The organism is Paractinoplanes tereljensis, from assembly GCF_016862435.1.
GTDB lineage: Bacteria > Actinomycetota > Actinomycetes > Mycobacteriales > Micromonosporaceae > Actinoplanes > Actinoplanes tereljensis.
Window position 1 is genome coordinate 62,637 of the sequence record NZ_BOMY01000024.1, and the last position, 21,787, is coordinate 84,423.

The 21,787-nt window shown below is 71.1% G+C and carries 16 protein-coding genes; 9 read left to right on the forward strand and 7 right to left on the reverse strand.

Going from position 1 to position 21,787, the window contains the following annotated elements; translation table 11 throughout:
- Window positions 1-727 precede the first annotated feature (727 nt).
- The gene (locus Ate02nite_RS18720) at window positions 728-1,153 is read right to left on the reverse strand and encodes a DUF350 domain-containing protein (protein ID WP_203807211.1); all 426 of its coding nucleotides are present in this window, start codon (window positions 1,151-1,153) and stop codon (window positions 728-730) included.
- 53 nt (window positions 1,154-1,206) lie between these two features.
- Entirely contained in the window at window positions 1,207-2,559 is a 1,353-nt protein-coding gene (locus Ate02nite_RS18725; protein ID WP_203807213.1) for a glutamine synthetase family protein, read from the reverse strand.
- Window positions 2,560-2,680: 121 nt separating this feature from the next.
- Here Ate02nite_RS18725 and Ate02nite_RS18730 point away from each other — a divergent pair, with 121 nt between their 5' ends.
- Complete coding sequence (locus Ate02nite_RS18730; RefSeq protein ID WP_203807215.1) at window positions 2,681-4,480, forward strand: NAD+ synthase; 1,800 nt, start codon at window positions 2,681-2,683, stop codon at window positions 4,478-4,480.
- 77 nt (window positions 4,481-4,557) lie between these two features.
- Window positions 4,558-5,388, forward strand: coding sequence for a 3-methyl-2-oxobutanoate hydroxymethyltransferase (gene panB, locus Ate02nite_RS18735; protein WP_203807217.1), 831 nt, complete (start codon window positions 4,558-4,560; stop codon window positions 5,386-5,388).
- A 165-nt stretch (window positions 5,389-5,553) separates the two neighbouring features.
- On the opposite strand, the gene Ate02nite_RS18740 is transcribed toward panB, so the two are convergent.
- Window positions 5,554-6,699 carry a low temperature requirement protein A gene (locus Ate02nite_RS18740; protein ID WP_203807219.1) on the reverse strand — a complete coding sequence of 382 codons (1,146 nt, stop codon included), beginning with the start codon at window positions 6,697-6,699 and terminating at the stop codon, window positions 5,554-5,556.
- A 38-nt stretch (window positions 6,700-6,737) separates the two neighbouring features.
- On the opposite strand from Ate02nite_RS18740, the gene Ate02nite_RS18745 reads away from it, so the two are divergent.
- Window positions 6,738-7,427, forward strand: coding sequence for a helix-turn-helix transcriptional regulator (locus tag Ate02nite_RS18745; RefSeq protein ID WP_203807221.1), 690 nt, complete (start codon window positions 6,738-6,740; stop codon window positions 7,425-7,427).
- Here the strand turns inward: Ate02nite_RS18745 and Ate02nite_RS18750 are convergent.
- On the reverse strand, window positions 7,424-7,795 hold the full coding sequence (locus tag Ate02nite_RS18750) for a VOC family protein (protein ID WP_203807223.1): 372 nt from the start codon (window positions 7,793-7,795) through the stop codon (window positions 7,424-7,426). The two genes, Ate02nite_RS18745 and Ate02nite_RS18750, sit on opposite strands and share 4 nt — an antisense overlap.
- 104 nt (window positions 7,796-7,899) lie before the next feature.
- Here Ate02nite_RS18750 and Ate02nite_RS18755 point away from each other — a divergent pair, with 104 nt between their 5' ends.
- The gene (locus tag Ate02nite_RS18755) at window positions 7,900-8,685 is read left to right on the forward strand and encodes a type 1 glutamine amidotransferase (RefSeq protein ID WP_203807224.1); all 786 of its coding nucleotides are present in this window, start codon (window positions 7,900-7,902) and stop codon (window positions 8,683-8,685) included.
- A 1-nt stretch (window position 8,686) separates the two neighbouring features.
- The gene (locus Ate02nite_RS18760; protein ID WP_203807226.1) at window positions 8,687-11,692 is read left to right on the forward strand and encodes a bifunctional [glutamine synthetase] adenylyltransferase/[glutamine synthetase]-adenylyl-L-tyrosine phosphorylase; all 3,006 of its coding nucleotides are present in this window, start codon (window positions 8,687-8,689) and stop codon (window positions 11,690-11,692) included.
- On the opposite strand, the gene Ate02nite_RS18765 is transcribed toward Ate02nite_RS18760, so the two are convergent.
- Complete coding sequence (locus Ate02nite_RS18765) at window positions 11,635-13,677, reverse strand: hypothetical protein (RefSeq protein ID WP_203807228.1); 2,043 nt, start codon at window positions 13,675-13,677, stop codon at window positions 11,635-11,637. The two genes, Ate02nite_RS18760 and Ate02nite_RS18765, sit on opposite strands and share 58 nt — an antisense overlap.
- A gap of 250 nt (window positions 13,678-13,927) precedes the next feature.
- Entirely contained in the window at window positions 13,928-14,980 is a 1,053-nt protein-coding gene (locus Ate02nite_RS18770; protein WP_203807230.1) for a Glu/Leu/Phe/Val dehydrogenase dimerization domain-containing protein, read from the reverse strand.
- A 109-nt stretch (window positions 14,981-15,089) separates the two neighbouring features.
- Here Ate02nite_RS18770 and Ate02nite_RS18775 point away from each other — a divergent pair, with 109 nt between their 5' ends.
- Complete coding sequence (locus Ate02nite_RS18775; RefSeq protein WP_203807232.1) at window positions 15,090-15,545, forward strand: Lrp/AsnC family transcriptional regulator; 456 nt, start codon at window positions 15,090-15,092, stop codon at window positions 15,543-15,545.
- On the opposite strand, the gene Ate02nite_RS18780 is transcribed toward Ate02nite_RS18775, so the two are convergent.
- Window positions 15,542-17,026: a hypothetical protein gene (locus tag Ate02nite_RS18780; RefSeq protein WP_239147515.1), complete on the reverse strand. Its 1,485-nt coding sequence runs from the start codon at window positions 17,024-17,026 to the stop codon at window positions 15,542-15,544. The genes Ate02nite_RS18775 and Ate02nite_RS18780 overlap by 4 nt on opposite strands.
- Before the next feature lie 139 nt (window positions 17,027-17,165).
- Here Ate02nite_RS18780 and mptB point away from each other — a divergent pair, with 139 nt between their 5' ends.
- The 3 genes from mptB to Ate02nite_RS18795 are packed head-to-tail and all read left to right on the forward strand — an operon-like array spanning window position 17,166 to window position 21,783.
- Window positions 17,166-18,566, forward strand: coding sequence for a polyprenol phosphomannose-dependent alpha 1,6 mannosyltransferase MptB (mptB, locus tag Ate02nite_RS18785; RefSeq protein WP_203807236.1), 1,401 nt, complete (start codon window positions 17,166-17,168; stop codon window positions 18,564-18,566).
- The gene (locus tag Ate02nite_RS18790) at window positions 18,490-19,659 is read left to right on the forward strand and encodes a glycosyltransferase 87 family protein (RefSeq protein ID WP_203807238.1); all 1,170 of its coding nucleotides are present in this window, start codon (window positions 18,490-18,492) and stop codon (window positions 19,657-19,659) included. The genes mptB and Ate02nite_RS18790 overlap by 77 nt, the downstream gene beginning before the upstream one ends.
- Window positions 19,660-19,668: 9 nt before the next feature.
- Window positions 19,669-21,783, forward strand: coding sequence for an esterase-like activity of phytase family protein (locus tag Ate02nite_RS18795; RefSeq protein ID WP_203807240.1), 2,115 nt, complete (start codon window positions 19,669-19,671; stop codon window positions 21,781-21,783).
- Window positions 21,784-21,787: the final 4 nt, after the last annotated feature.

Below are 21,787 nucleotides of genomic sequence, written 5' to 3' on the forward strand. Positions count from 1 at the left end.
CACCGGGCTGGGCCCGCGCGTAGCGCGATCTTGTGGCGTTGCGGTCCGCGCCGAGCAGCAGATCCACAAGATCTACGGCGGTGCCGTGCCCGGCCGAGCCGCACCGAGCCGGGCCCGCGCGCACCGCGATCTTGTGGGGTTGTTGTTCGCGTCGTGCGGCGGTTCCGCAAGGTCTACGGCTGCGCCGTGCCCGGCCGGGCTGTGTCCGCGGGTAGTGCGATCTTGTGGGGTTGCTGTTCGCAGTGAGCGGCAGTTCCGCAAGGTCTACGGCTTGCGCTGTGAGGTGCTGGGCTGCGCTCGCGCGTAGCGCGATCTTGTGGGGTTGTTGTCCGCGCCGTGCGGCGGTTCCGCAAGGTCTACGGCTGTGCCGTGCCCGGCCGGGCTGTGTCCGCGGGTAGTGCGATCTTGTGGGGTTGCTGTTTGCGCCGAGCAGCAGATCCACAAGATCCGGGGCCGCGCCGCGCCGTGCCGCGCCGTGCCGCGCCGCGCCGTGCCGCGCCGCGCCGCGCCGTGCCGCGCCGTGCCGTGCGCGCAGGGCCGTGCCGCGGCGCGGCGGGCTCCGCTGCGGCGGGGTGGGTTGGGCGGGGGCGGCGGGACTGGGGTGAGTTGCGCCTCGGTGGCCTGGGTGGGCCGCCGGGTCTGGCCGGATGGTGGCGGCACGGAGGGTTAGTTGGCAGTGCCCGGCCCGTGCACTACGGGACCGGGCTACGCCGTACCTGTATGGGTTTTAGGAAATGCAGGCGCAAATGATGAGCGCGGCGCCGAAATGCGAAGCGGCCGAGACCATCGCGCCGCCGTGGCGGTCGGGGGTGCAGATGACTTCGCCTAGCTTTCCTGGGGTCATCCAGTCGAGAACCAGGAATGCCAGGCCCATCACGACAATGCCGACCAGGCCGAAGATGACCGTGGAGGCCAGACCCCGGCCGAACGAGTCGTAGCTCGTGAAGATCGCTGTGAAGACGATCAGGGCGATGCCCAGCTGGTTGGCGGCCAGCAGCAGGGAAGCGTTGGGGTTGCGATCGGTCCAGATCAGGTCCCGCAGTTTGCCGGGCGTGAGCAGGTCGATCAAGACATATCCGACGGCCATCAGGCCGATACCGACTAGTCCGAACACGATGCTGCGGCCAGCACCCTCAAGCAGATCTTGCAGCACGGTCTCTCCTTAACAGAGGTCAGGAGAGACCGTACAAGAACAACTCGACCCGCTTACAGAGCGCCCAGATAACGTTGCCGCTCGTAAGGCGTGACTTCGCGCCGGTATTGCTCCCATTCGGCCTGCTTGTTACGCAGGAAGAAGTCGAAAACGTGCTCGCCGAGGACCTCGGCGACCAGCTCGGACTTGCTCATCACGTCGATCGCCTCGGAGAGGTTTTCCGGGAGCGCCTCGTAACCCATCGCCTTGCGCTCGGCCGGCGACATCGACCAGACGTCGTCCTCGGCGCCGGGCGGGAGCTCGTAGCCCTCCTCGATGCCCTTCAGGCCGGCCCCGAGCATGACCGCGAAGGCCAGGTAGGGGTTGGTGGCCGAGTCGATCGAGCGGACCTCGACGCGGGCCGAGTTGGGCTTGCCGAACGCGGGCACCCGGACCAGGGCGCTGCGGTTGAGGTGGCCCCAGCTCACGAACGCGGGGCTCTCGGTGATCGCGTTGGGCAGCTGGAGCGGGAACAGGCGCTTGTACGAGTTGACCCACTGGTTGGTGACCGCGGTGTACTCCCGCGCGTGCACCAGCAGGCCGGCGATGAACGCGCGGGCCGTCTTGGACAGTTTCTGCGGGTCGTCGTTGTCGTAGAACGCGTTGCGCTCGCCCTCGAACAGCGACAGGTGCGTGTGCATGCCGCTGCCGGGCTGGTCGGTGTACGGCTTCGGCATGAAGGTGGCCCGCACCCCCTGGGAGAGCGCCACCTCCTTGACCACGTGCCGGAACGTCATGATGTTGTCGGCGGTGCTCAGCGCGTCGGCGTAACGCAGGTCGATCTCCTGCTGGCCGGGGGCGACCTCGTGGTGGCTGAACTCGACCGAGATGCCGATCCGCTCCAGGGCCAGCACGGCCTGCCGGCGGAAGTCGCGGGCCACCGAGTGGGTGGTGTGGTCGAAGTAGCCGCCGGTGTCGACCGGGACCGGGAGGCTGCCGTCCAGCGGGCCGTCCTGGATCAGGAAGAACTCGACCTCGGGGTGGGTGTAGAAGGTGAAGCCCTTCTCGGCCGCCTTGGCCAGCGCGCGGCGCAGCACGTGCCGCGGGTCGGCCCAGGCCGCGCTGCCGTCGGGCAGCAGGATGTCGCAGAACATCCGGGCGCTCTCGCCGGAGACGCCGCCCTCGAACGGGAAGACCTGGAACGTGGTGGGGTCGGGCATGGCGACCATGTCCGACTCGTAGACCCGGGCGAAGCCCTCGATCGCCGAGCCGTCGATGCCCATGCCCTCCTCGAAGGCGGACTCGAGCTCGGCCGGCGCCACCGAGACGCTCTTCAGGGTGCCCAGCACATCGGTGAACCAGAGCCGGACAAAACGGATGTCGCGCTCCTCGAGAGTGCGAAGCACGAACTCCTGCTGTCGGTCCACGTTCACTCCTGGTAGTGGGGCCTTGACAAGCCAGTCTCACCCGGCGCCATTACGCCGAGATTACGCTGCGCGGGGGCTGCCGCGGGGTGCCGGGGTGGCACTCTGGGGAAGAATAAGCGGCATGCCCACGCTTCGGATCGCCCTGGCTCAGGTGAACTCGACGGTCGGCGACATCGCCGGCAACTCGGCCGCGGTGCGCCGCTGGTCGCGGGAGGCCGCTGAGGCGGGGGCTCAGCTCGTCGCCTTTCCCGAGATGATGCTGACCGGATATCCGATCGAGGATCTGGTGTTCCGGGACTCGTTCGTCGCGGCATCCGTGTCGTCCCTCGAGCGTCTCGCGGCCGATCTTGCCGCCGACGGGTTGGGCGATCTGGCGGTCGTAGTGGGATATGTCGACGCGGACGGGCCGCCCGCCACCAGTGCTGAGGCCACTCCGGGGCGCGGGCGCCGGGACGCCTCGGCGCTGCTTTTCGGGGGAAAGGTGGCGGCGAAGTACTTCAAGCACCACCTGCCCAACTACGGGGTCTTCGACGAGGATCGGTACTTCGAACCGGGCAACTCACTGACCGTGGTGCGCCTCGGCGGGGTCGACGTCGCGCTCACCGTCTGCGAGGACATCTGGCAGGCCGGCGGGCCGTTCACGGCGGCCCGGCGGGCCGGGGCGGGGCTGGTGCTCAACATCAACGCCTCGCCGTACGAGTTGAACAAGGACGACGTGCGGCTGCCGCTGGTGATGCGGCGGGCGGCCGAGGCCGGCGCGACGGTGGCCTACGTGAACGCGGTCGGCGCCCAGGACGAGCTGGTCTTCGACGGCGACTCGATGATCGTGACGGCGCACGGGGAGCTGCTGACCCGGGCCGGGCAGTTCACCGAGGAGCTGTTGATCCACGACCTGTCGCTGCCCGCCGCCGACGCCACGCCTAACAAAGCGGAAAAAACGGACGCGGCACCGTTGCCGATCGTGGAGCAGTATCTCGCCCACGAGATGGAGATCGAGCGGGTGGTTCTGGCCTCCGAGCCGCACCCGAGTCGCCGGGACAAAAGGGACGGCGGTGTCGCCGAACGGATCGCCGACGAGGCCGAGGTCTGGTCGGCACTGGTGCTCGGCCTGCGCGACTATGTCAACAAAAATGGTTTCAGATCGGTAATTTTCGGACTGTCGGGCGGAATCGACTCGGCGGTCGTCGCCGCGATCGCGGTCGACGCTCTCGGGCCGGAAAGGGTCTTCGCGGTCTCGATGCCGAGCGGCTACTCCAGCAGCCACTCCAAGGACGACGCCGCCGAGCTCGCGAAACGGACCGGGATCGACTACCGCACCGAGGCCATCCAGCCTATGGTCGACGGCTTCCTGGCCAACATGGCGCTGTCCGGGCTCGCGGTGGAGAACCTGCAGGCCCGGGTGCGCGGCGTCATCCTGATGGCGCTGTCGAACCAGGAGGGCCACCTCGTGCTCACCACCGGTAACAAGAGTGAGCTCGCGGTGGGTTATTCGACGCTGTACGGCGACTCGGTCGGCGGCTTCAACCCGCTCAAGGACGTACCCAAGACGATGGTGTGGCAGCTGGCCCGCTGGCGGAACACCCAGGGCGACCCGCCGATCCCGGAGAACTCGATCACCAAGGCACCGAGCGCCGAGCTGCGGCCCGACCAGAAGGACTCCGACTCACTGCCCGACTACGCGGTGCTTGATCCGATCATCAAGGGGTATGTGGATGATGACCTGGGCCGCGCCGAGCTGATCGCGGCGGGCAACGACCCGGCCCTGGTCGACCGTGTGCTCAGGCTGGTTGACCTGGCCGAATACAAGCGCCGGCAATCCGCGCCCGGGCCCAAGATCTCCGGCAAGGCGTTCGGCCGCGATCGTCGCCTGCCTATTACCAACAGGTTTCGAGAAGGTGTGAAAACCTCCACTCAACCCTGACCTTCGGCCCTTCCCGGGTGCCACCATTGCGGCACCCGGGGACCGCAGCCGAGCGGCCTCGAGGGAAGGAGAAGGCAATGCAGGAGATTCCCACCCTGTATGGCGGGCCGGCCACGCGACGCGTGCGCACCCGTGATCTCATCGCCGCCAAGTCCCGCGGCGACCGCTGGCCGATGCTGACCGCCTACGACCAGTACACCGCGTCGATCTTCGACCAGAACGGCGTACCGGTCCTGCTGGTCGGCGACTCCGCCGCCAACAACGTGTTCGGCCACGAGACCACCCTGCCGATCACCGTCGACGAGCTGCTCCCGCTGGTCCGGGCGGTCGTGCGGGCCACCAAGACCGCGCTGGTCGTCGCCGACATGCCGTTCGGCAGCTACGAGGAGGGCCCCACCCAGGCCCTGCGCACCGCCGTCCGGTTCATGAAGGAGGGCGGCGCGCACGCCGTCAAGCTCGAGGGCGGCCGCCGGGTGGCCCCGCAGATCGAGGCGCTGACCGGCGCCGGCATCCCGGTGATGGCACACATCGGCTTCACCCCGCAGAGCGAGCACACGCTGGGCGGATACCGCGTCCAGGGCCGCGAGAACGAGGGCGCCGAGGTGCTGGCCGACGCCCGCGCGGTGACCGACGCGGGCGCGTTCGCGGTGGTCCTGGAGATGGTCCCCGGCGAGGTAGCCAAGACCGTCACCAAGGAACTGCCGATCCCCACCGTGGGCATCGGCGCCGGCCCCGACACCGACGCGCAGGTGCTGGTCTGGCAGGACATGGCCGGCTTGCGCACCGGAAAGATGCCGCGCTTCGTCAAGCAATACGCGGATCTGGCCGGCGCCCTCGGCGAGGCCACGCGGCAATTCGCCGCCGAGGTCCGCGGCGGCGAATTCCCCACCGCGGAACACACTTTCTAGGTGGTCGGGTCGCGCTGACGACCAAACCCTTTTGAGTACGGCATTGCCCGGTCCCGTGGTTTTCGGGCCGGGCAGTGCCCACTCACCCTCCCTGCCGCCGCCATCCGGGCGGGCCCGTCGGCCGGGCCGGCCGGCCTTCGCGGGTGGTCCGGGCAGTCGCGCCGCTCACCCTCCGGTGCGCCCGAAATCGCTGATTGCCGTGCCGCCGGTGCGGCGCATCTCGGGGACGTCCTCGATGATGGCGGCGGCGATCATGATGACCACCACGGCGCCCAGCTGAGCGATCGCCACCAGGTGGCCCAGCGGGATCACGGCCAGGACCACCGCGGCCGTGACCAGCCGGTGGTAGACGCCGCGCAGGTGCAGCAGGGCCAGGAAACCCGCGTGGCCGAGCAGGTAGATCGCGACGCCGCCGCTGAGCGTGACGGCCTGCTCCCAGTGCATGCCCTCGAACGCGTGCCCGACCGTCTTCTTGATGCCGACCGCGGTGATCAGGATGCCCAGCAGGATCGGGTAGTGGGCGTAACCCCACGCGTTCAGGGCCAGCCGGGCGCGGCGGGCCGGCTCGGCCACCGCGGCCAGTGCCTGGGCGGCCCGGGCGTCGTCCCCGGCGAAGTAGAACCACCACAGGTAGTAGGCGACGCAGAGAGCCAGCACCGCGGTCAGCACCGCGCCGCCGCCCAGGTGCACGCCGTGGAAGCCGGCGCCGATGGAGAGGATCGACTCGCCGATCGCGATGATCACGACCAGGCCGTGCCGCTCGGCGAAGTGGCCGGCTGCGATCGTGTGCATCTCGGCCTTGTGCAGGTAACCGCCGGCGATCTGCAGAATCGGGGCGAGCACCCAGAGCAGGTGCCGCCACGGCTCGTCGACCAGGCTGCCGCCCAGCACCAGCAGCGCGGCCACGATGTTCAGCGGGGTGAGGATCTTCATGGCGTCGCGCGCGCCCGGGCCGGCGGTGCGGAAGAGAGCCGAGTGCACCACGTTGACCACGAGATAGCTGACCCCGAACAGCCAGCCGTACTCGCCGAAGGCCTCCGGGGCGGCCAGCGCCATCACCAGGAACCCGGCCATGCCGGTCAGCAGCAGGGTGCGCCGGGTCGTCGAGTTGGGCGCCACCGCGTTGGTCAGCCAGGCGTAACCCGAGTACATCCACCAGACCAGGGCCAGGATCAGCAGCACGTTGCCGAGCGTGCCGAAGGTCATCTGTTCGGCCAGCGTCTCGGACAGCTGGGTGATGGTGAAAACGAAGACGAGGTCGAAGAACAATTCCAACGTCGACACCCGTACGGCGGGGGTGGGCTCGGACATGGCGGCATTTTGTCGTACCCACGCCGTACGGTGCCAGCGTGAATCGGACTGACCGTCTCTACGCCCTCGTCGAGGAGCTGCGCGCGATCTCGCCGCGGCCGCGCAGCGCGCGCTGGCTGGCCGAGCGGTTCGAGGTGAGCGTGCGCACCGTCGAGCGGGACATCTCGGCGCTGCAGCAGTCCGGCACGCCGGTCTACGCCGAGCCGGGCCGCACCGGCGGCTACTGCCTCGACAAGCAGCACACGCTGCCGCCGGTCAACTTCACCCCGAGCGAGGCGGTGGCGATGGCGGTCGGGTTGCACGGGCTGACCGGCTCGCCGTTCCACGGGGCCGCGGCGGCCGCGCTGCGCAAGCTCGTCGCCGCCATGCACGCCGACGACGTGGCCCGGGCCCGGCTGCTGGCCGGCCGGGTGCGCCTGGTCGCGCAGCCGCCCGCGGCCGAGATGCCGCGCCTGCTGGCCGACGCGCTGTCGATCCGGCGGGTGCTGCGCATCCGCTATGCCGACAAGACCGGCGTGGGCTCGGAGCGCGAGATCGAGCCGCTCGCCTTCGTCGGCATGCCCACGTATTGGTACCTGGTGGCCTGGTGCCGGCTGCGCCGGTCGGTGCGGGTCTTCCGCACCGACCGGATCGCGTCCGTCGTGGTGACCGCCGAGGAGGCGCCCCAGCGCGACCTGATGGACGACCTCCGGGTGCCGGGCGAGGCGAGCGCGCTCAGCCTGGTCTAGTGGTCGGCGGGGGTGTAGACGCCGACCCGGTTGCCGGCCGGGTCGAGCACGTGGGCGAAGACCAGGCCGCCACCACCGTCGCGCGGCGCGACCAGGATCTTGCCGCCGGCCGCCTCGGCCTGACGGCAGGTCTCGGCGGTGTCGGCCACCCGGACGAAGAAGACGGCGTGCTGGCCCGGGCCTTCGCCCGAGGTGTCGGCCAGGCCGCCGCCCGGCCGGCCGGTGCCGTCCGTGCTGACCAGGCGATAGCCGGGCGAGTCGTCGTCGTTGCCGAAGCTCCAGCCGAACACGTCGCCGTAGAAACGCTCGGCCACGGCGGGCTGGTCGGTGCCGATCTGGAACCAGTCGACCTGGTTGGTTGCGGACATCGCGTTGCTCCCTCTCGCTGAAAGCTGATGGGTTCCACCCTCACCGGCGGTGGCGACAACCTCCTGTCGGTGTTTCCGGGCGAACGTGGGACTAGCCTCGGGGCGTGGGAACCGCACTTGTCATCGAGAACGACCCGTCCGACGACGCGCGCCGGCTGGGGGACTGGCTGACCGAGGCCGGCCTCGAGCTGACCGTGCTCCGGCCGCACGCCGGGGACGCCCTGCCCGAGACGCTCGACGACTACCTCGCGCTGGTGGTGATGGGCGGTGACCAGAACGCTTACGCGGCGCCCGACGGCACCCCCGGAGCGCCGTGGTTCCCGCAGCTGGAGGGCCTGCTGCGCAAGGCGGTCCGCAACCGGGTGCCCACCCTCGCGGTCTGTCTCGGCGCCCAGCTGCTGACCCAGGCGCACGGCGGCCTGGTCGAGCGCAGCACGTCCGGCCCCGAGATCGGGCCCGGCCTGGTCGGCAAGCGCGACGCGGCCGACACCGACCCGCTGTTCAAGTGGGTGACGCTGCTCCCCGACGTGATCCAGTGGCACCGCGACGAGATCACCGAGCTGCCGCTCAAGGCGGTGCTGCTGGCCGCCTCGAGCCGCTACCCCAACCAGGCGTTCCGGCTCGGCGACCGGGCCTGGGCGGTGCAGTTCCACATCGAGTGCGACGTCGAGATGATCGAGAAGTGGGCCGCGAGCGACGCGGCCACCCTCGACGAGCTCGGCTACGACGCCGAGGCGGTGGTCTACGCGGTCGCCGAGATCCTGGCCGACGTCGAGGAGGTGTGGCAGCCGTTCGCGGCCCGGTTCGCCTCGCTCGCGCTGGGCACGCTGCCGGACGCCGACATACCCAACCCGGGCACCGGCCGCACCCTGCCACTGCTAGGACACTGACATGACGCGGCCCAGCCGGCTCGCCCGGTACGGCTTCGCCGACAACGGTGCCCGCGCCGCCGACCTGCTCGGGCCGACCGGCCTGCGGCTGTGGGACGCCGAGGCGCAGAACCCGACCGGCACCGACGCGGCCGAGCTGATCCACTCGCTGTCCCGGGCCGCCGACCCCAATCTCGCGCTGCGCCAGCTGCACCGGCTCGTCGACGCGGCCGGCCGGGCCGCCGACCGGGCCAACGGCGGGCCGGCCACCGGTCCGGGCGGCGAGATCAGCACCAACGAGGCGACCGGCGCGCTGTTCGAGGCCGTCTACCGCGACCACGGCCTGCGGCGGCGACTGGTCGCGGTGCTCGGCGCGTCCTCCGCGCTCGGCGATCACCTGGTCGCCAACCCCGATGACTGGCAGGTCCTGGCCACCGGCAAGACCGGGCTGCCACCGAGCGCCGAGGGGCACCTGGAGCTCGAGGGCGAACCGACCGTGCCGGAGCTGCGGCGGGCGTACCGGATCCAGCTTCTCCGGATCGCGGCGGCCGACCTCACCGGCGGGCGGGGCCTGGAACCGACCATGGCGGCGCTGTCCCGCCTGGCCGACGAGACGCTTTCCACGGCGTACGACATCGCGGTGGCCGGCCTGCCGCAAAGCGCGACCGAACCGCGTCTTGCCGTTGTCGCGATGGGCAAATGCGGCGGTAACGAGCTCAATTACGTCTCCGACGTGGATGTCATCTTCGTCGCCGCCGGCGACGAAGATCTGAGCGCGGGCACCACCGTGGCGGCCCGGCTGATCGAGATCGGCGGCCAGGTGGCCTGGCCGGTCGACGCCGCGCTGCGCCCCGAGGGCAGCCGCGGCCCGCTGGTCCGCACGCTCGCCAGCCACCAGGCCTACTACCGGCGGTGGGCCCGCACCTGGGAGTTCCAGGCGCTGCTCAAGGCGCGGCCGGCGGCCGGCGACCTGGTCCTGGCGCAGGAGTGGATCGACGATCTCGCGCCGCTGGTGTGGCACGCGGCCGAGCGGCCCGAGGCGGTCGCCGACGTGCGCGACATGCGCCGCAAGATCATCGACAACCTCCCGCCCGGCCAGCAGGACCGGGAGATCAAGCGCGGGCCGGGCGGCCTGCGCGACATCGAGTTCGCGGTGCAGCTGCTCCAGCTCGTGCACGGCCGGATCGACGAGACGCTGCGCAGCGGCGGCACCCTGCCGGCGCTGCGCGCCCTGGTGGCCGGCGGCTACGTGGGCCGGGAGGACGGCGAGACGCTGCTGCGCGGCTACCGCTTCCTGCGCGGCGTCGAACACCGACTGCAACTTCAACAGCTGCGGCGTACGCATACCGTGCCGGACGATCCGGCCGGACTGCGCTGGCTCGCGGCCTCGCTCGGCTACACCGCGCTGCCCGGCCGGGCAGCGGTCGAGGCGTTCCGCTCCGACTGGGTCGGCCACGCCGCGCAGGTCCGCCGCCTGCACGTGAAACTGCTCTACCGGCCGCTGCTGGAAGCGGTGGCCCGGGTGCCGGCCGAGGCGCTGCGGATGACCTCCGAGTCGGCCGCCAAGCGGCTCACCATCCTCGGCTTCGCCGACCCGGCCGCCGCGATCCGGCACCTGCAGGCCCTCACCGGCGGGGTGACCCGCACCGCGGCGATCCAGCGCACCCTGCTGCCGATGCTGCTGCAGGAGTTCGCCGACGCCCCCGAACCCGACCGCGGCCTGCTCAGCTACCGGCACGTGTCCGACAAGCTGGGCAGCACGCCGTGGTATTTGCGGCTGCTGCGCGACGGCGGCCCGGTGGCCCGCCGGCTGGCCCGGGTGCTGAGCCTCTCCCGGTACGCGACCGACCTGCTGACCCGCGACCCGGAAGCGCTGCGCCTGCTCGCCGACGACGCCGAACTGCTGCCGCGCAGCCGGGAATCGCTGATGGTCGGCTTCGCGTCGGCCGCCGAACGGCACTACGACGACCCGGTCAAGGCCACCGTCGCGGTCCGCGCGCTGCGCCGGCGTGAACTGTTCCGGCTGGCCAGCGCCGACATCCTCAGCAAGGCCGGTGACCTCGCGCCGGCCCAGCCGATCGACGTCGACAAGCTCGGCATCGCCCTGTCCGACGTCACCGACGCCACCCTGAACGCCGCGCTGCAGGTGGCCCGGCAGGCCAAACCCGGGCCGTACGGGATGCGCTTCGCGATCATCGGGATGGGCCGGCTCGGCGGGTACGAGATGAGCTACCCGTCCGACGCCGATGTGCTGTTCGTCTATGACTGTGTGGACTGTCCCGACAGCGAGGCGAGCTCGGCCGCGCACGCCGTCGCCGAGGAGCTGCGCCGGATGCTCGCCGCGCCCGCCCCCGACCCACCGCTCGGCGTCGACGCCGACCTGCGCCCCGAGGGCCGGCAGGGGCCGCTGGTCCGCAGCCTCGGCGCCTACCAGCAGTACTATGCCCGCTGGTCGCGGGTGTGGGAGGCGCAGGCGCTGCTGCGGGCCCGGTTCGTCTGCGGCGACGAGTCGCTGGGCCGCGAGTTCGAACAGCTCGCCGACACCATGCGCTACCCGTCCGGCGGGCTCAGCCGCGAGCAGGTCACCGAGATCCGGCGGATCAAGGCCCGGGTGGAGACCGAGCGGATGCCCCGCGGCGCCGACCCGAACACGCACACCAAGCTGGGCCGGGGCGGGCTGTCCGACGTGGAGTGGGCGGTGCAGCTGTTGCAGCTGCGGCACGCGTACGCGCTGCCCGCGCTGCGGATGACGCGCACCCTGGAGGCGCTGAACGCCGCGGTGAAGGCGAAGCTTGTCGACAAGGTCGACGCGGCCGCGATGGCGGCCGGCTGGACCCTGGCCGCCCAGGTGCGTAACGCGCTGACCCTGGTGCGCGGCCGCCCCACCGACCAGCTGCCGAGGCACGGCGTCGAACTGGCCGGCACCGTGCAGCTGCTCGGCGGCGGCGACCCGGGCGAGTTCGTCGACCGCTACCTGCGGCTGACCCGTCGCTCCCGGGCCGCGATGGAACGCGTCATGGAGTCCTGAAGTTTCTCGTCGTCGGCCACCTGCGAGGTCGAGAAGCTGAACTCGTCGGTGCCGGCCCTTTTCACCGACGCCAGCTCGGCCTCGAACAGCGGGGTCAGGGCGGGGATGCCGGCCGCCTGCTCGGCGATCCGGCGGCGGGTGTGTTCGTTTGCTTGCCAGCCCGCGACCAGCGCCGGGGTGGCCAATTCGGCGTCGCCGGCGAGCCGCCAGACCGCGATCGCCGCGTTGACCGACGTCCAGCGGGTCTTGTCCGGGGACTTAAGCAGCCGCCGGATCTTCGGCAGCAGACTCGCCGCGGCCGGGCCGACCGCCGCGACCTTGGGCAGCGTGCCCGGCTCCTTGAGGTGGGCACCCAGCACCTCGATCGCCTCCGAACTGGACTCCAGCCGGGCCAGCTCCCCGGCCGCGGCCACGGCGGACGGCACGTCCGCGCCGCGCAGGACGGTCCGCAGCGCGTCGATCGCCTGGTCGCCGCCGATCTGGGCGAGAGCCTGCACGTTCCAGCTCCGCACCGGTGCCGAGAGAATGCGCGGCACCGCCGGCCGGGCCGCGGCGCCACAGGTGCCCAGCGCGGTCGCCAGGTCGTCCGGTGCGGCGTCCGACGCGAGGAGCAGGTCCAGGATGCGCTCGGCGTGCTGCGGGAACCGCCGCAACCGCTGGACCGCGCCGCTCGGGCGCTCGGCCCGCTCGACGATCGCGACAAGCGGCTCGAACGCCCGCTCGTCGCCCAGGCTGATCAGCGCGGACAGGGCCGGGGACAGGCTCGGCGGCCCGATCTGGTGGTGGACCAGGCCGTCGCCCCGCGCGAGGTGCGCGGCCAGGGCGTCGGCGGCCGGGGCGCAGAGCGGGACCCAGTGGTCCAGTCCGCGTTCGGCCCACGGGTTCGGCAGTTGGGCGGCGACCAGCTGGATCAGTTCCCGGTAGTCGCCGCGCCACCGCTCGATCAGGTGCCCGGCGCCGAACAGCGCGTCCTGCACGATGTCCGGGTGCGGATCGCGCAGCAGCTCGGTGAGGATCGCGGTCCGCTCGGCCACCCGCGGCCCGAGCAGCCGGGCAAAACCGTCGATCGAGCGGGCCACATTGGGGTTCCGCCGCCCCTGGTCATCCCGCTCCCGCCGGACCCGGATCGCCCCGATCAGGGTGTCGGTCTCGAACCCGGCCGGTTCGGCGGGCTCGGCCCCCTCGGCATACGCGCGTTTCAGCAGATCCACGACGCCGCCGGTGGGGACCCGCTCCGGGGCGATGTGCGCGGCCGCGATCAGCGCGGCCACCGACACCGACGCCAGCGGAGCCTCGGCCGCCACGCCGATCAGGTGCTCGGCCACGACCGGGTCGGCGCTGCGGCCGAGCCCTTCGATCATGCCGTTGCGGGCCTCCGGGTCGGTCTCGGCCGCGGCCCGTTCGATCAGCGCGGCGACGCCGTCGCGGTGCAGCGCCAGCAGCGGGGAAACGGCCGCCCGCACCTGCGGATCCGGGTCCGAGACCAGCCCGATCAACCCGGGCGCCGCCCGCACGATCGACCGAAGCGCAGCCCGAGCCACCGCGACCGCGTCGCCCGCCGCACCCAAGCCTTCCGCCTCGGCTGTGCCGCGCTCCTCCGCCTCGGCTGGGCCAGGCTCTTCCGCCTTGGCCGGGCCGTGGCCTTCCGCGTCGGCTGGGCCGGGTCCTTCCGCTTTGGCCGGGCCGAGGCCTTCCGCCTCGGCCGGGCTGCAGCTTTCCACCACGCTTGCCAGGAATTTGGCGATGCCGGCCCGGCCCGGCAGGCCCGGCGTCCGCAATGCCTCCAGCAGGAACGGGATCGCGGCCACCGTGGAGTCGTAGACGGAACCCTGGTGGTGGACGGCGCCGTACATCGCGTCGAGCGCTACCTCGCGGGTGGCCGGATCCGGATCGAGCAGCCCGCGTAGCAGGTCGGGCACCTCCTCGGCGGTGCCGTAGGCATGCCGCATCGCGGCCCAGTCGAGATCGTCCAGCCCCGTGAACACGCAGCGCACTTTAGATCCTCTGAGGAATCAGATTCAGGCCCGGCAGCCGTGTTTCCCGTATACCGGGTCCTGCCTGGGTGTTGCGGTGTGCCGTCCTCGGTCCGCGGCCCCGCCCGCAGCATCCGTTGCTCAAGATCGCGGCCCGCCCGCAGCATCTGCTCCGTCAAGGTCGCGGTGCTGCCGCAGCATCCGCTCGGCCATCTTGTTCCTCCGGGGCTTGTTGGCGGGGTCCGGCGTGGGGCGGTGGCGTTCAGATCTTGATTGATCGGGCGGCCATCTCGGCTGGGGATGCGCCCTCGGCTGCGGCTGACCGGAGGAGCCTGGTCAGGGTGTCGCCGATGGTCTCCACCCGGGCTAGGGCCTCGGCCTCGGACTCGTGGCGCAGCTCGACGCCGGTGGCGTGGATGATGCCGCCGGCGCTTACCACCGGGTCGGGGGCCCAGAGGATGCCGCGCTCGTGCAGCCGGGCGGCGGTTGATGGCGCGTCGAGCTGGTTGTTGGCCGGGCCGGCGATCGCTCGGCAGCGCAGTTCCGCGACGCTCGCCGGGGTGAGCAGGCCGCCGAGAGCGGCCGGGACCAGGACGTCCACCTGAGCGCGCCGACAATCGGCCGGGTTTGTCCAGGTGGCGCCGGGGATCACGGATCGCTTCGACTCGTCGAGGTCGCTCACGACCAGGCGGGCGTCGGCGTCGGCCAGCAGGCGGGCGACGTGGGCGCCGACCCGGCCCAGGCCGAGAACCGCGAAGCTGCGGCCGGACAGATCGGGCGAGCCGAAGAGGGCGGCGCAGACCGCTTTCAGGGCGGCGACCGTGCCGATCGCGGTGGCGCGGGAGGAGTCGCCGCTGCCGCCGTTTTCGGTCGGGCGGCAGAAGACGTGCTCGGTGCGTTCGCCGATGGTGGCCATGTCGTCCGGGCCGGTGCCGACGTCCGGTCCGGTCGCATAGACACCGCCGAGTTCGGCGATCGTCAGCCCGGCGTCCCGCAGGGCAGCACGCCGCAACTCCGGGTCGATCCCAGCGGCCGGACTGGTCGCGGCGCCCAGCGGCTCCGCAGCGGTCCCGCCGGCTGGGGGCAGGGCGATCACCGTTTTGCCGCCGCCGTTGGGGAGGGCGGCCAGGGCGCACTTGTCGGTCATTGCGGCGGACAGGCGTAGAGCGTCGGCCAGGGCGTCCTGCCAGTGGGGGTAGGTGGCCAGGCGGCAGCCACCTATTGCCTGGCCTCGGGCGGTGGAGTGGACGGCCACGACGATGGGCAGGCCGGACTCCGGGCCGCGGCGCACGATTACCCGCTCATGCGAGAACATCGCTTTCCTCCGTACAGTTGCTTGAAGTAGTGAGCGAAAGCTAAGCGACTGGCTGAGGTAAACCGGGTTCGGCCGAACGAAGTTCGGTCAGTGGGGGAAAGAAGCGGCCGTGGACGACGTTGATTCGGCGATCGTGCGGGAACTGCAGCGCAACGCCCGGCAGACCAACCGCGACCTCGCGCGGGCGGTCGGGATCGCGCCGTCGACCTGTCTCGAGCGGGTGCGGCTGCTGCGGGATCGAGGGGTGCTCACCGGCTATCACGCGGAGATCAGCCTGGCCGCGCTCAACCGGCACGTGCAGGCCTTCCTGCATGTGCAGCTCCGGCCGATGAGCCGGGACGTGATCGAGGGTTTCAAGGCGTACGTGACCGGGCTGCCCGAGGTCCTGTCGGTGTTCGTGGTGGCGGGCGGCGACGACTTCCTGGTGCACGTGGCGGTGCCGAGCGTGGACGCGCTGCACTCGTTCCTGATGGACAAGTTCACCGGGCGCCGTGAGATCGTCGGCTTCCGCAGCTCGGTGATCTACCAGCACCACCGCAAGCCGGTCATTGAGTCGCTCGACTAGCTGGTCAGGGTGTATTGGCCGGCTTCGGGGACTCGGACCAGGGTCCATGGGCCGCTCTTGGAGACGACGGCGCCGCCGGACGCCTTCAGCCAGCGGTAGTGCCGGACCCGGATCACCAGGTTGCCGGGGCGCTCGGCCAGGAACGTCACCGAGGTGGCGGTCTGGCTGACCAGGGTGGCCGGCGGGGCCACGATCGGCTGCGGATCGGCCACTCGGTAGAGGTGCCAGTGGGCGTCCTGCCAGATTTCGGTCAGGTAGGGCAGGCCGCCGGTTACCAGGGCCGCCTCCGGGCGGCCCGACCAGGTCAGGTCGGCGTCGGGGACGGCTACGAACTGCACCGCGGTGTCGGCCAGCCAGGTGCGGTAGCTGTCGGCGGTCAGGGCTACGCCGGTGCCCGTCGTGCCGGGGATGTCGGCGAAGAACAGCGGGTTGCGGTCGATGTCGGCCTGGCGCAGCCAACCGCGGGCCAGCGGCACGTCACCGAGATGCGCTGACTCCCAGTAGTCGCGGGTCGGTGGGATCTCCACCCGGCCGGTCAGCGTCTCCTGGCTCAGGCGGGATCGCAGGGGAGTGAAGTAGGACTGCGAAGCGGTGGGATTGCCGATGTCGCGCACGTCGCCGGTCACCACCGGGGGCTGCCACCAGCAGGCCAGGGCCAGCAGCGGGAGCACCGCCCAGAGCGGCGCCGGCGGCCGGCCGGCACTCTCGTGCACGCCGGTCGGCTCCCGGCGGCCGGGCTCGGCGGCATACGCGGCCAGCAGCGGCAGGGTGAACATCACCGACAGGCGGGTCGCGTTCAGGCCCACCGGGGTGTGGATCAGCGCCGCCGCCAGCACGCCCAGCGCCGACAGGACGCCGCCGATCCGGACCGCGCGATGCGGCACCAGCAGGGCCACGACCAGGCTCGCCACCACCGCCTTCAGCGTGTCGGTGTGGCTGATGTTCATCCAGCCACCGTCGCCGAACCACAGCGCGCTCAGCGCCAGCGGCACCGCGGCCGGCACCGCCACCAGCAGACCGTTGACCACCCGGCCGGAGAGCAGCAGGGCGGCGCCGGCCAGGCCGAGGAACAGGCCGGCAACGGGACTTGTCGCGCCGGCCAGGACCGCCGCCAGGGCGGCGAGAAAACGCAGCCGGGGCGCGGTGAGCAGGGTCAGCGCGGCAAGACCGAAGACGACCCCGAGGCCGTACGTGACCCGGCCGCTCGCCAGGTTTCCGGCCACGCAAACCGTGCCGGCCAGCGCGCCCAGCCACGGACGCGGGGCGCCGGTGCGCCGGAACAGCACGGCCAGCAGGGTGGCCGCGAAGATCAACGACAGGACCCCGGTTACCCGTACGCCGAGCAGAGCCATCACGGGCTGTGAGGTCAGGCTGTAGCCGAGCTGGTCCACACCGGCGTACCACCGGAGGTCGATCGGGGTGTAACCGTGGGCGGCGAAGAACTCGGCCCGGGCCACCTGGGCCGACAGGTCCGAGCCCATCGGCGGGAGCAGGAGGTAGACGGCACCGAGCACCGCCGCGATCCCGGCGGTGCCCCACTCGAGCCGATGCCGGGTCAACACCCGCCCGACCCTACCGGGCTGCCGAAAGGTTGCAGCGCGTCACGGTAGGGTGCACGCCATGCCCAGCCCCGCCCAGGTCCGATACGCGGGGTTCGCCGGCAGTCTGTTGCTCGCCGTGTCCGCCTATCTCGGTGGCGCGAACCGTCCGTGGGCGCCGACCATCACGCCGGGCACGATCGTCGCGGGCGATGACGGTGTGCTGCTGCCGGTGTCGTGGCTGGCCGGGATCACCCTGCTGATCTGGGCCTGGTGGGCGGGACGCCGGGTGGTGCCGTCGGCTCGCTGGGCCTACCTGACGGCGGGGCTGTGGGTGCTGCCGCTGCTGCCGTTTCTTCCGCTGGGCAGTTACGACGTCTACTCGTACGCGTGTCAGGGGTGGCAGCAGTCGGCCGGGCTCGACCCGTACGCCGGCGGGGTCGATCTTCTGGGTTGTCCCTGGGCCGACGCCGTCGCGCCTACCTGGACCGACAGCCCGGCGCCGTACGGCCCGGTGTTTCTGCTCCTGGCCGGCCTGGCGGCCAAGGTCGGCGGCGGATCACTCACCGCGACCGTCGCGGGGTTGCGGATCGTGGCGGTGCTGGGCGTGCTGCTGATCGCGGTGTCACTTCCCGCGCTCACCCGGCACACCGGCGTGCCGCTGAAGCGCGCGGTGTGGCTGGCGCTGGCCTGCCCGCTGGTCCCGATCCACCTGGTCTCCGGCGCCCACAACGACGCGGTCATGGTCGGCCTGATCCTGGCCGGCCTGGCGCTGGCCGCTGCTCGTCGGCCGCTGCTGGCCGGCGTCCTGTTCGGGCTGGCGATCGGGGTCAAGGCGACGGCCGTGGTGGTGGTGCCCTTCGCGGTGCTGCTCGTGTTCGCGCCCCGGAAGTGGCGGCCCGCGGCGGCGCTGCTGGGTGGGGTGGTCGCGGCGCTGGCGGTGGTGTCGCTGGTGTCCGGGCGCGGATTCGGGTGGATCACCGGGCTCACCGGTAGCGGGGTGTCGGTGCAGTGGACCTCGCCGCCTACCGCCGTCGGCATGACCATCGGGCTGTTCGGAATCAACGCGGTGCCGGTCACCCGGGTGGCCGGGATCGTGCTGCTCGCGGCGGTGCTGGTCTGGCTGTGGTGGCGGGCGCTGCGCGGCGGCGACGTCTGGCGGAACACCGGGTTGGCGATGGCGGCCACCGTCGTACTCTCGCCGGTTTTTCATCCCTGGTATTTGACCTGGGCCCTGGCCCTGCTCGCGGTGACCGTGCGGGAGGAGACCCGGTGGCTTGTCGCGCCGGCGGCGGTGGCCTCGGCGTTGTGCCTGCCGGACGGTTACAACCTTGCTCTCGCGGTCAAGACTCAGGGGGCCGTCGCGATGACCGTCCTCCTCGGCTATCTCGGTTTTAAGGCGATTCATGCGGTTAAAAGTTCTGATCCTCAGCCTGCTGGGCCTGGTCACGCTGGTGATCAACTATCTCGCCGAGACCCGTAACGGGTACTTCGACTCGAAGGTCTACTACGGCGCGATCCAGTACTGGTTCAACGGTGACGGCGGCATGGTCTACGACTGGCTGCGGCCGGACACGCCGTACGGCTTCACCTATCCGCCCTTCGCCGGGCTGGTCATGTCGCCGATGTCGGTGCTGCCGTTCGGGGCCGTCGTGGTGACCGCGGTGATCGCCACCGTGCTCACCACCGCGCTGCTGATGTACTGGCTGGCCGGGCCGCTGATCGCGCGGATGGGACAGCCGCGCTGGTTCGCGCTGGGGGTGGCGATCTGCCTGGCGCTCTCGTTCGAGCCGGTCCGCGAGACGATCACCTTCGGTCAGGTCAACACGCTGCTGCTCACCCTGGTGGCCGGCGACATGCTGTTCGGGGTGGCCAAGGGGCGCCGGTGGGCCGGCGTCGGGATCGGGCTGGCCACCGCGATCAAGCTGACCCCGGGCATCTTCATCGTCTACCTGCTTGTCACCCGGCGGTGGCGGGACGCGGCCACCGCGGCCGGCACCGCCGCCGGCGCGACGCTGGTGGCCGGGGCGGTCTTCCCGGACGAGACCCGGGAGTTCTGGACGTCGGCGCTGTGGGACACCAACCGGGTCGGCGTGCTGTCCTTCCTGTCCAACCAGTCCGAGCGCGGCTTCCTGGCCCGGCTGCCGATCGACCGGGTCGAGTCGAAGGTGTGGCTGGCCTGCGTGCTGCTCACCCTGGCGTTCTGGGCCTGGCGCATCGTCCGGGCCCGGGAGGACGTCATCGGCGGGCTGGCGCTCACCGGCATCGTCGGCTGCCTGATCAGCCCGGTGACCTGGATCCACCACTGTGTCTGGTTGATTCCGGCGCTGGTGCGCTGTGTCGACACCGGATGGTCGGCGGTGGGCCGGGAGCGCCGGCCGCTCTATCTGGCCGGTGCCGCCTACGTAGTCATGACGTCCCGGCTCACCTGGCTGTGGGAGAAGCGGCCGCGGCCACCGCTGGAGCTCATCGGAGGCAATCTGTATGTCTATTTCAGCCTGGCCCTGTTGATCTGGACACCCATCGGCACCAGGCGTTCGTCCGTCGTCAAGGAACCGGACAGGGTAGTCGCATAGGCAGAGGGCATGCGTTTACGCCCCACTGTCTCGGCTCTTTCCCTGATCGGCCTCGCGGTCGCGGTTCCGTCCTCCGCCGACGCGCACGGCCGCACCGAATTTCAGCGTGTCGCCACGTTCCCTGCATATCTGAACTCGTCGATCGGTGACACGGCCGCCGCGGAGATCTCCACGGTGACCGAGGACGGCCGGACGGTCGTCTACACCGACAGCCCGGGCAAGCGCCTCGGCTTCGTCGACATCACCGACCCGGCCAAGCCAAAGCCGGGCGGCACCCTGGCGGTGGGTGGCGAGCCCACGTCGGTCGCGCACCTCGGCCACCTGCTGCTGGCCGGGGTCAACACCGGGGCCAGCTTCGTCTCCCCGTCCGGCAAGCTGGTGGTGATCGACGACCGCACCCGCACGGTGGTGCGCGAGATCGACCTGGGCGGCCAGCCGGACTCGGTGGCGGTGGCGCCGAGCGGCCGGTACATCGCGGTGGCGATCGAGAACGAGCGGGACGAGGACCTTAACGACGGTGCTCTTCCGCAGGCGCCGGCCGGTTATCTGTCGGTGATCGACACTCGCACTTGGAAGGCCTCCGCGGTCTCCCTCAGCGGCCTCGCGGCGGTGGCGCCGACCGACCCCGAGCCCGAGTATGTGAGCATCAACTCGCGTGACGAGGCTGTGGTGTCGCTGCAGGAGAACAACCACTTCGCGGTTGTTTCGCTGGCTTCTCGCCGCGTCGTGCGGGACTTTTCCGCGGGCTCCGTCACGGTGTCCGGGGTGGACACCAAGGACGACGACCAGATCGTCCTGGACGGGACCATCACCGCGAAGCGGGAGCCGGACGGGGTCGCCTGGATCAGCGACGACCTGTTCGCCAGCGCCAACGAGGGTGACTACGAGGGCGGCTCGCGCGGCTGGACCATCGTCTCCCGCGAAGGCAAAATTGTCTGGGACGCGGGCAACTCGCTCGAGCACATCGCCGTGCAGTACGGCCTCTACCCGGATGGGCGCTCGGACGCCAAGGGCATCGAGCCGGAGAACGTCGCGTATGCCCGGATCAACGGCGTCCCCTACGTCTTCGTCAACGCCGAGCGGGGCAACTTCACCGCCGTCTACGACGTGTCCAACCCGCGTAAGCCGCGCTTCACCCAGATCCTGCCGACCGCGGCCGGGCCCGAGGGTGTCGTCGCGGTGCCGTCCCGCGGCCTGGTCATTGTGTCCAGCGAGACCGAGGACGCGTCGGTCAACCTGCGCGGGGCGGTCAACATCTACCGGCTCGGGCACGACCAGTTCCCGTCGATCGTGTCGAAGGACCTGATCCCGTGGGGCACGCTCTCCTCGCTGTCGGCCGTGCCGGGTAGGCCGTCGCAGCTGGTGGCCTCGACCGACGCGGCGTATGTCCCGACCCGGATCCTGTCGATCGACACCGCCTCGTCGCCCGCCAAGATCTTCAAGCAGCTCGCGGTGACCAAGGACGGCAAACCGGTCGGGTACGACGCCGAAGGGCTGGTGGCCCGCAAGGCCGGCGGCTACTGGATCGCGTCGGAAGGGTCGGCCACCAAGCCGAACCTGCTGGTCCGGCTCGACGCAAAGGGTGCTGTACAGCAGGAGATCGCGTTGCCCGCCGAGATCGCGGCCGCCGTCACCACCAACGGTTTCGAGGGCGTGGCCGAGGTCGGTGACCACGTGTGGGTGGCGATCCAGCGATCGCTCAAGACCGACCCGCAGACCGTCAACCGGATCGGCCGCTACAACACGAAGACCGGCGAGTGGGCGTGGCTGGGTTACCCGGTCGACGCGGTGCCGCTCGGCTGGGCCGGGCTGTCGGAGATCGTCGCGGTCGACGGCAACACGTTCGCCGTGATCGAGCGGGACAACCAGCGCGGCCCGCAGGCGTCGCTCAAGAAGATCTACGAGTTCGACGTCCCGGCTGAGTGGACCGGCTTCCCGACGGTCCAGAAGCGCCTGGTCAAGGACATGCTGCCGCTACTCAAGTCGGACCATGGCTGGGTGCAGGACAAGCTCGAGGGCCTCGCGATCGCCGGAAACCACCAGACGTACGCGGTGACCGACAACGACGCCATCGACGACGCCACCGGCGAGACGCAGTTCTTCCGCCTCGGTCGTCTGCTCTGAACAG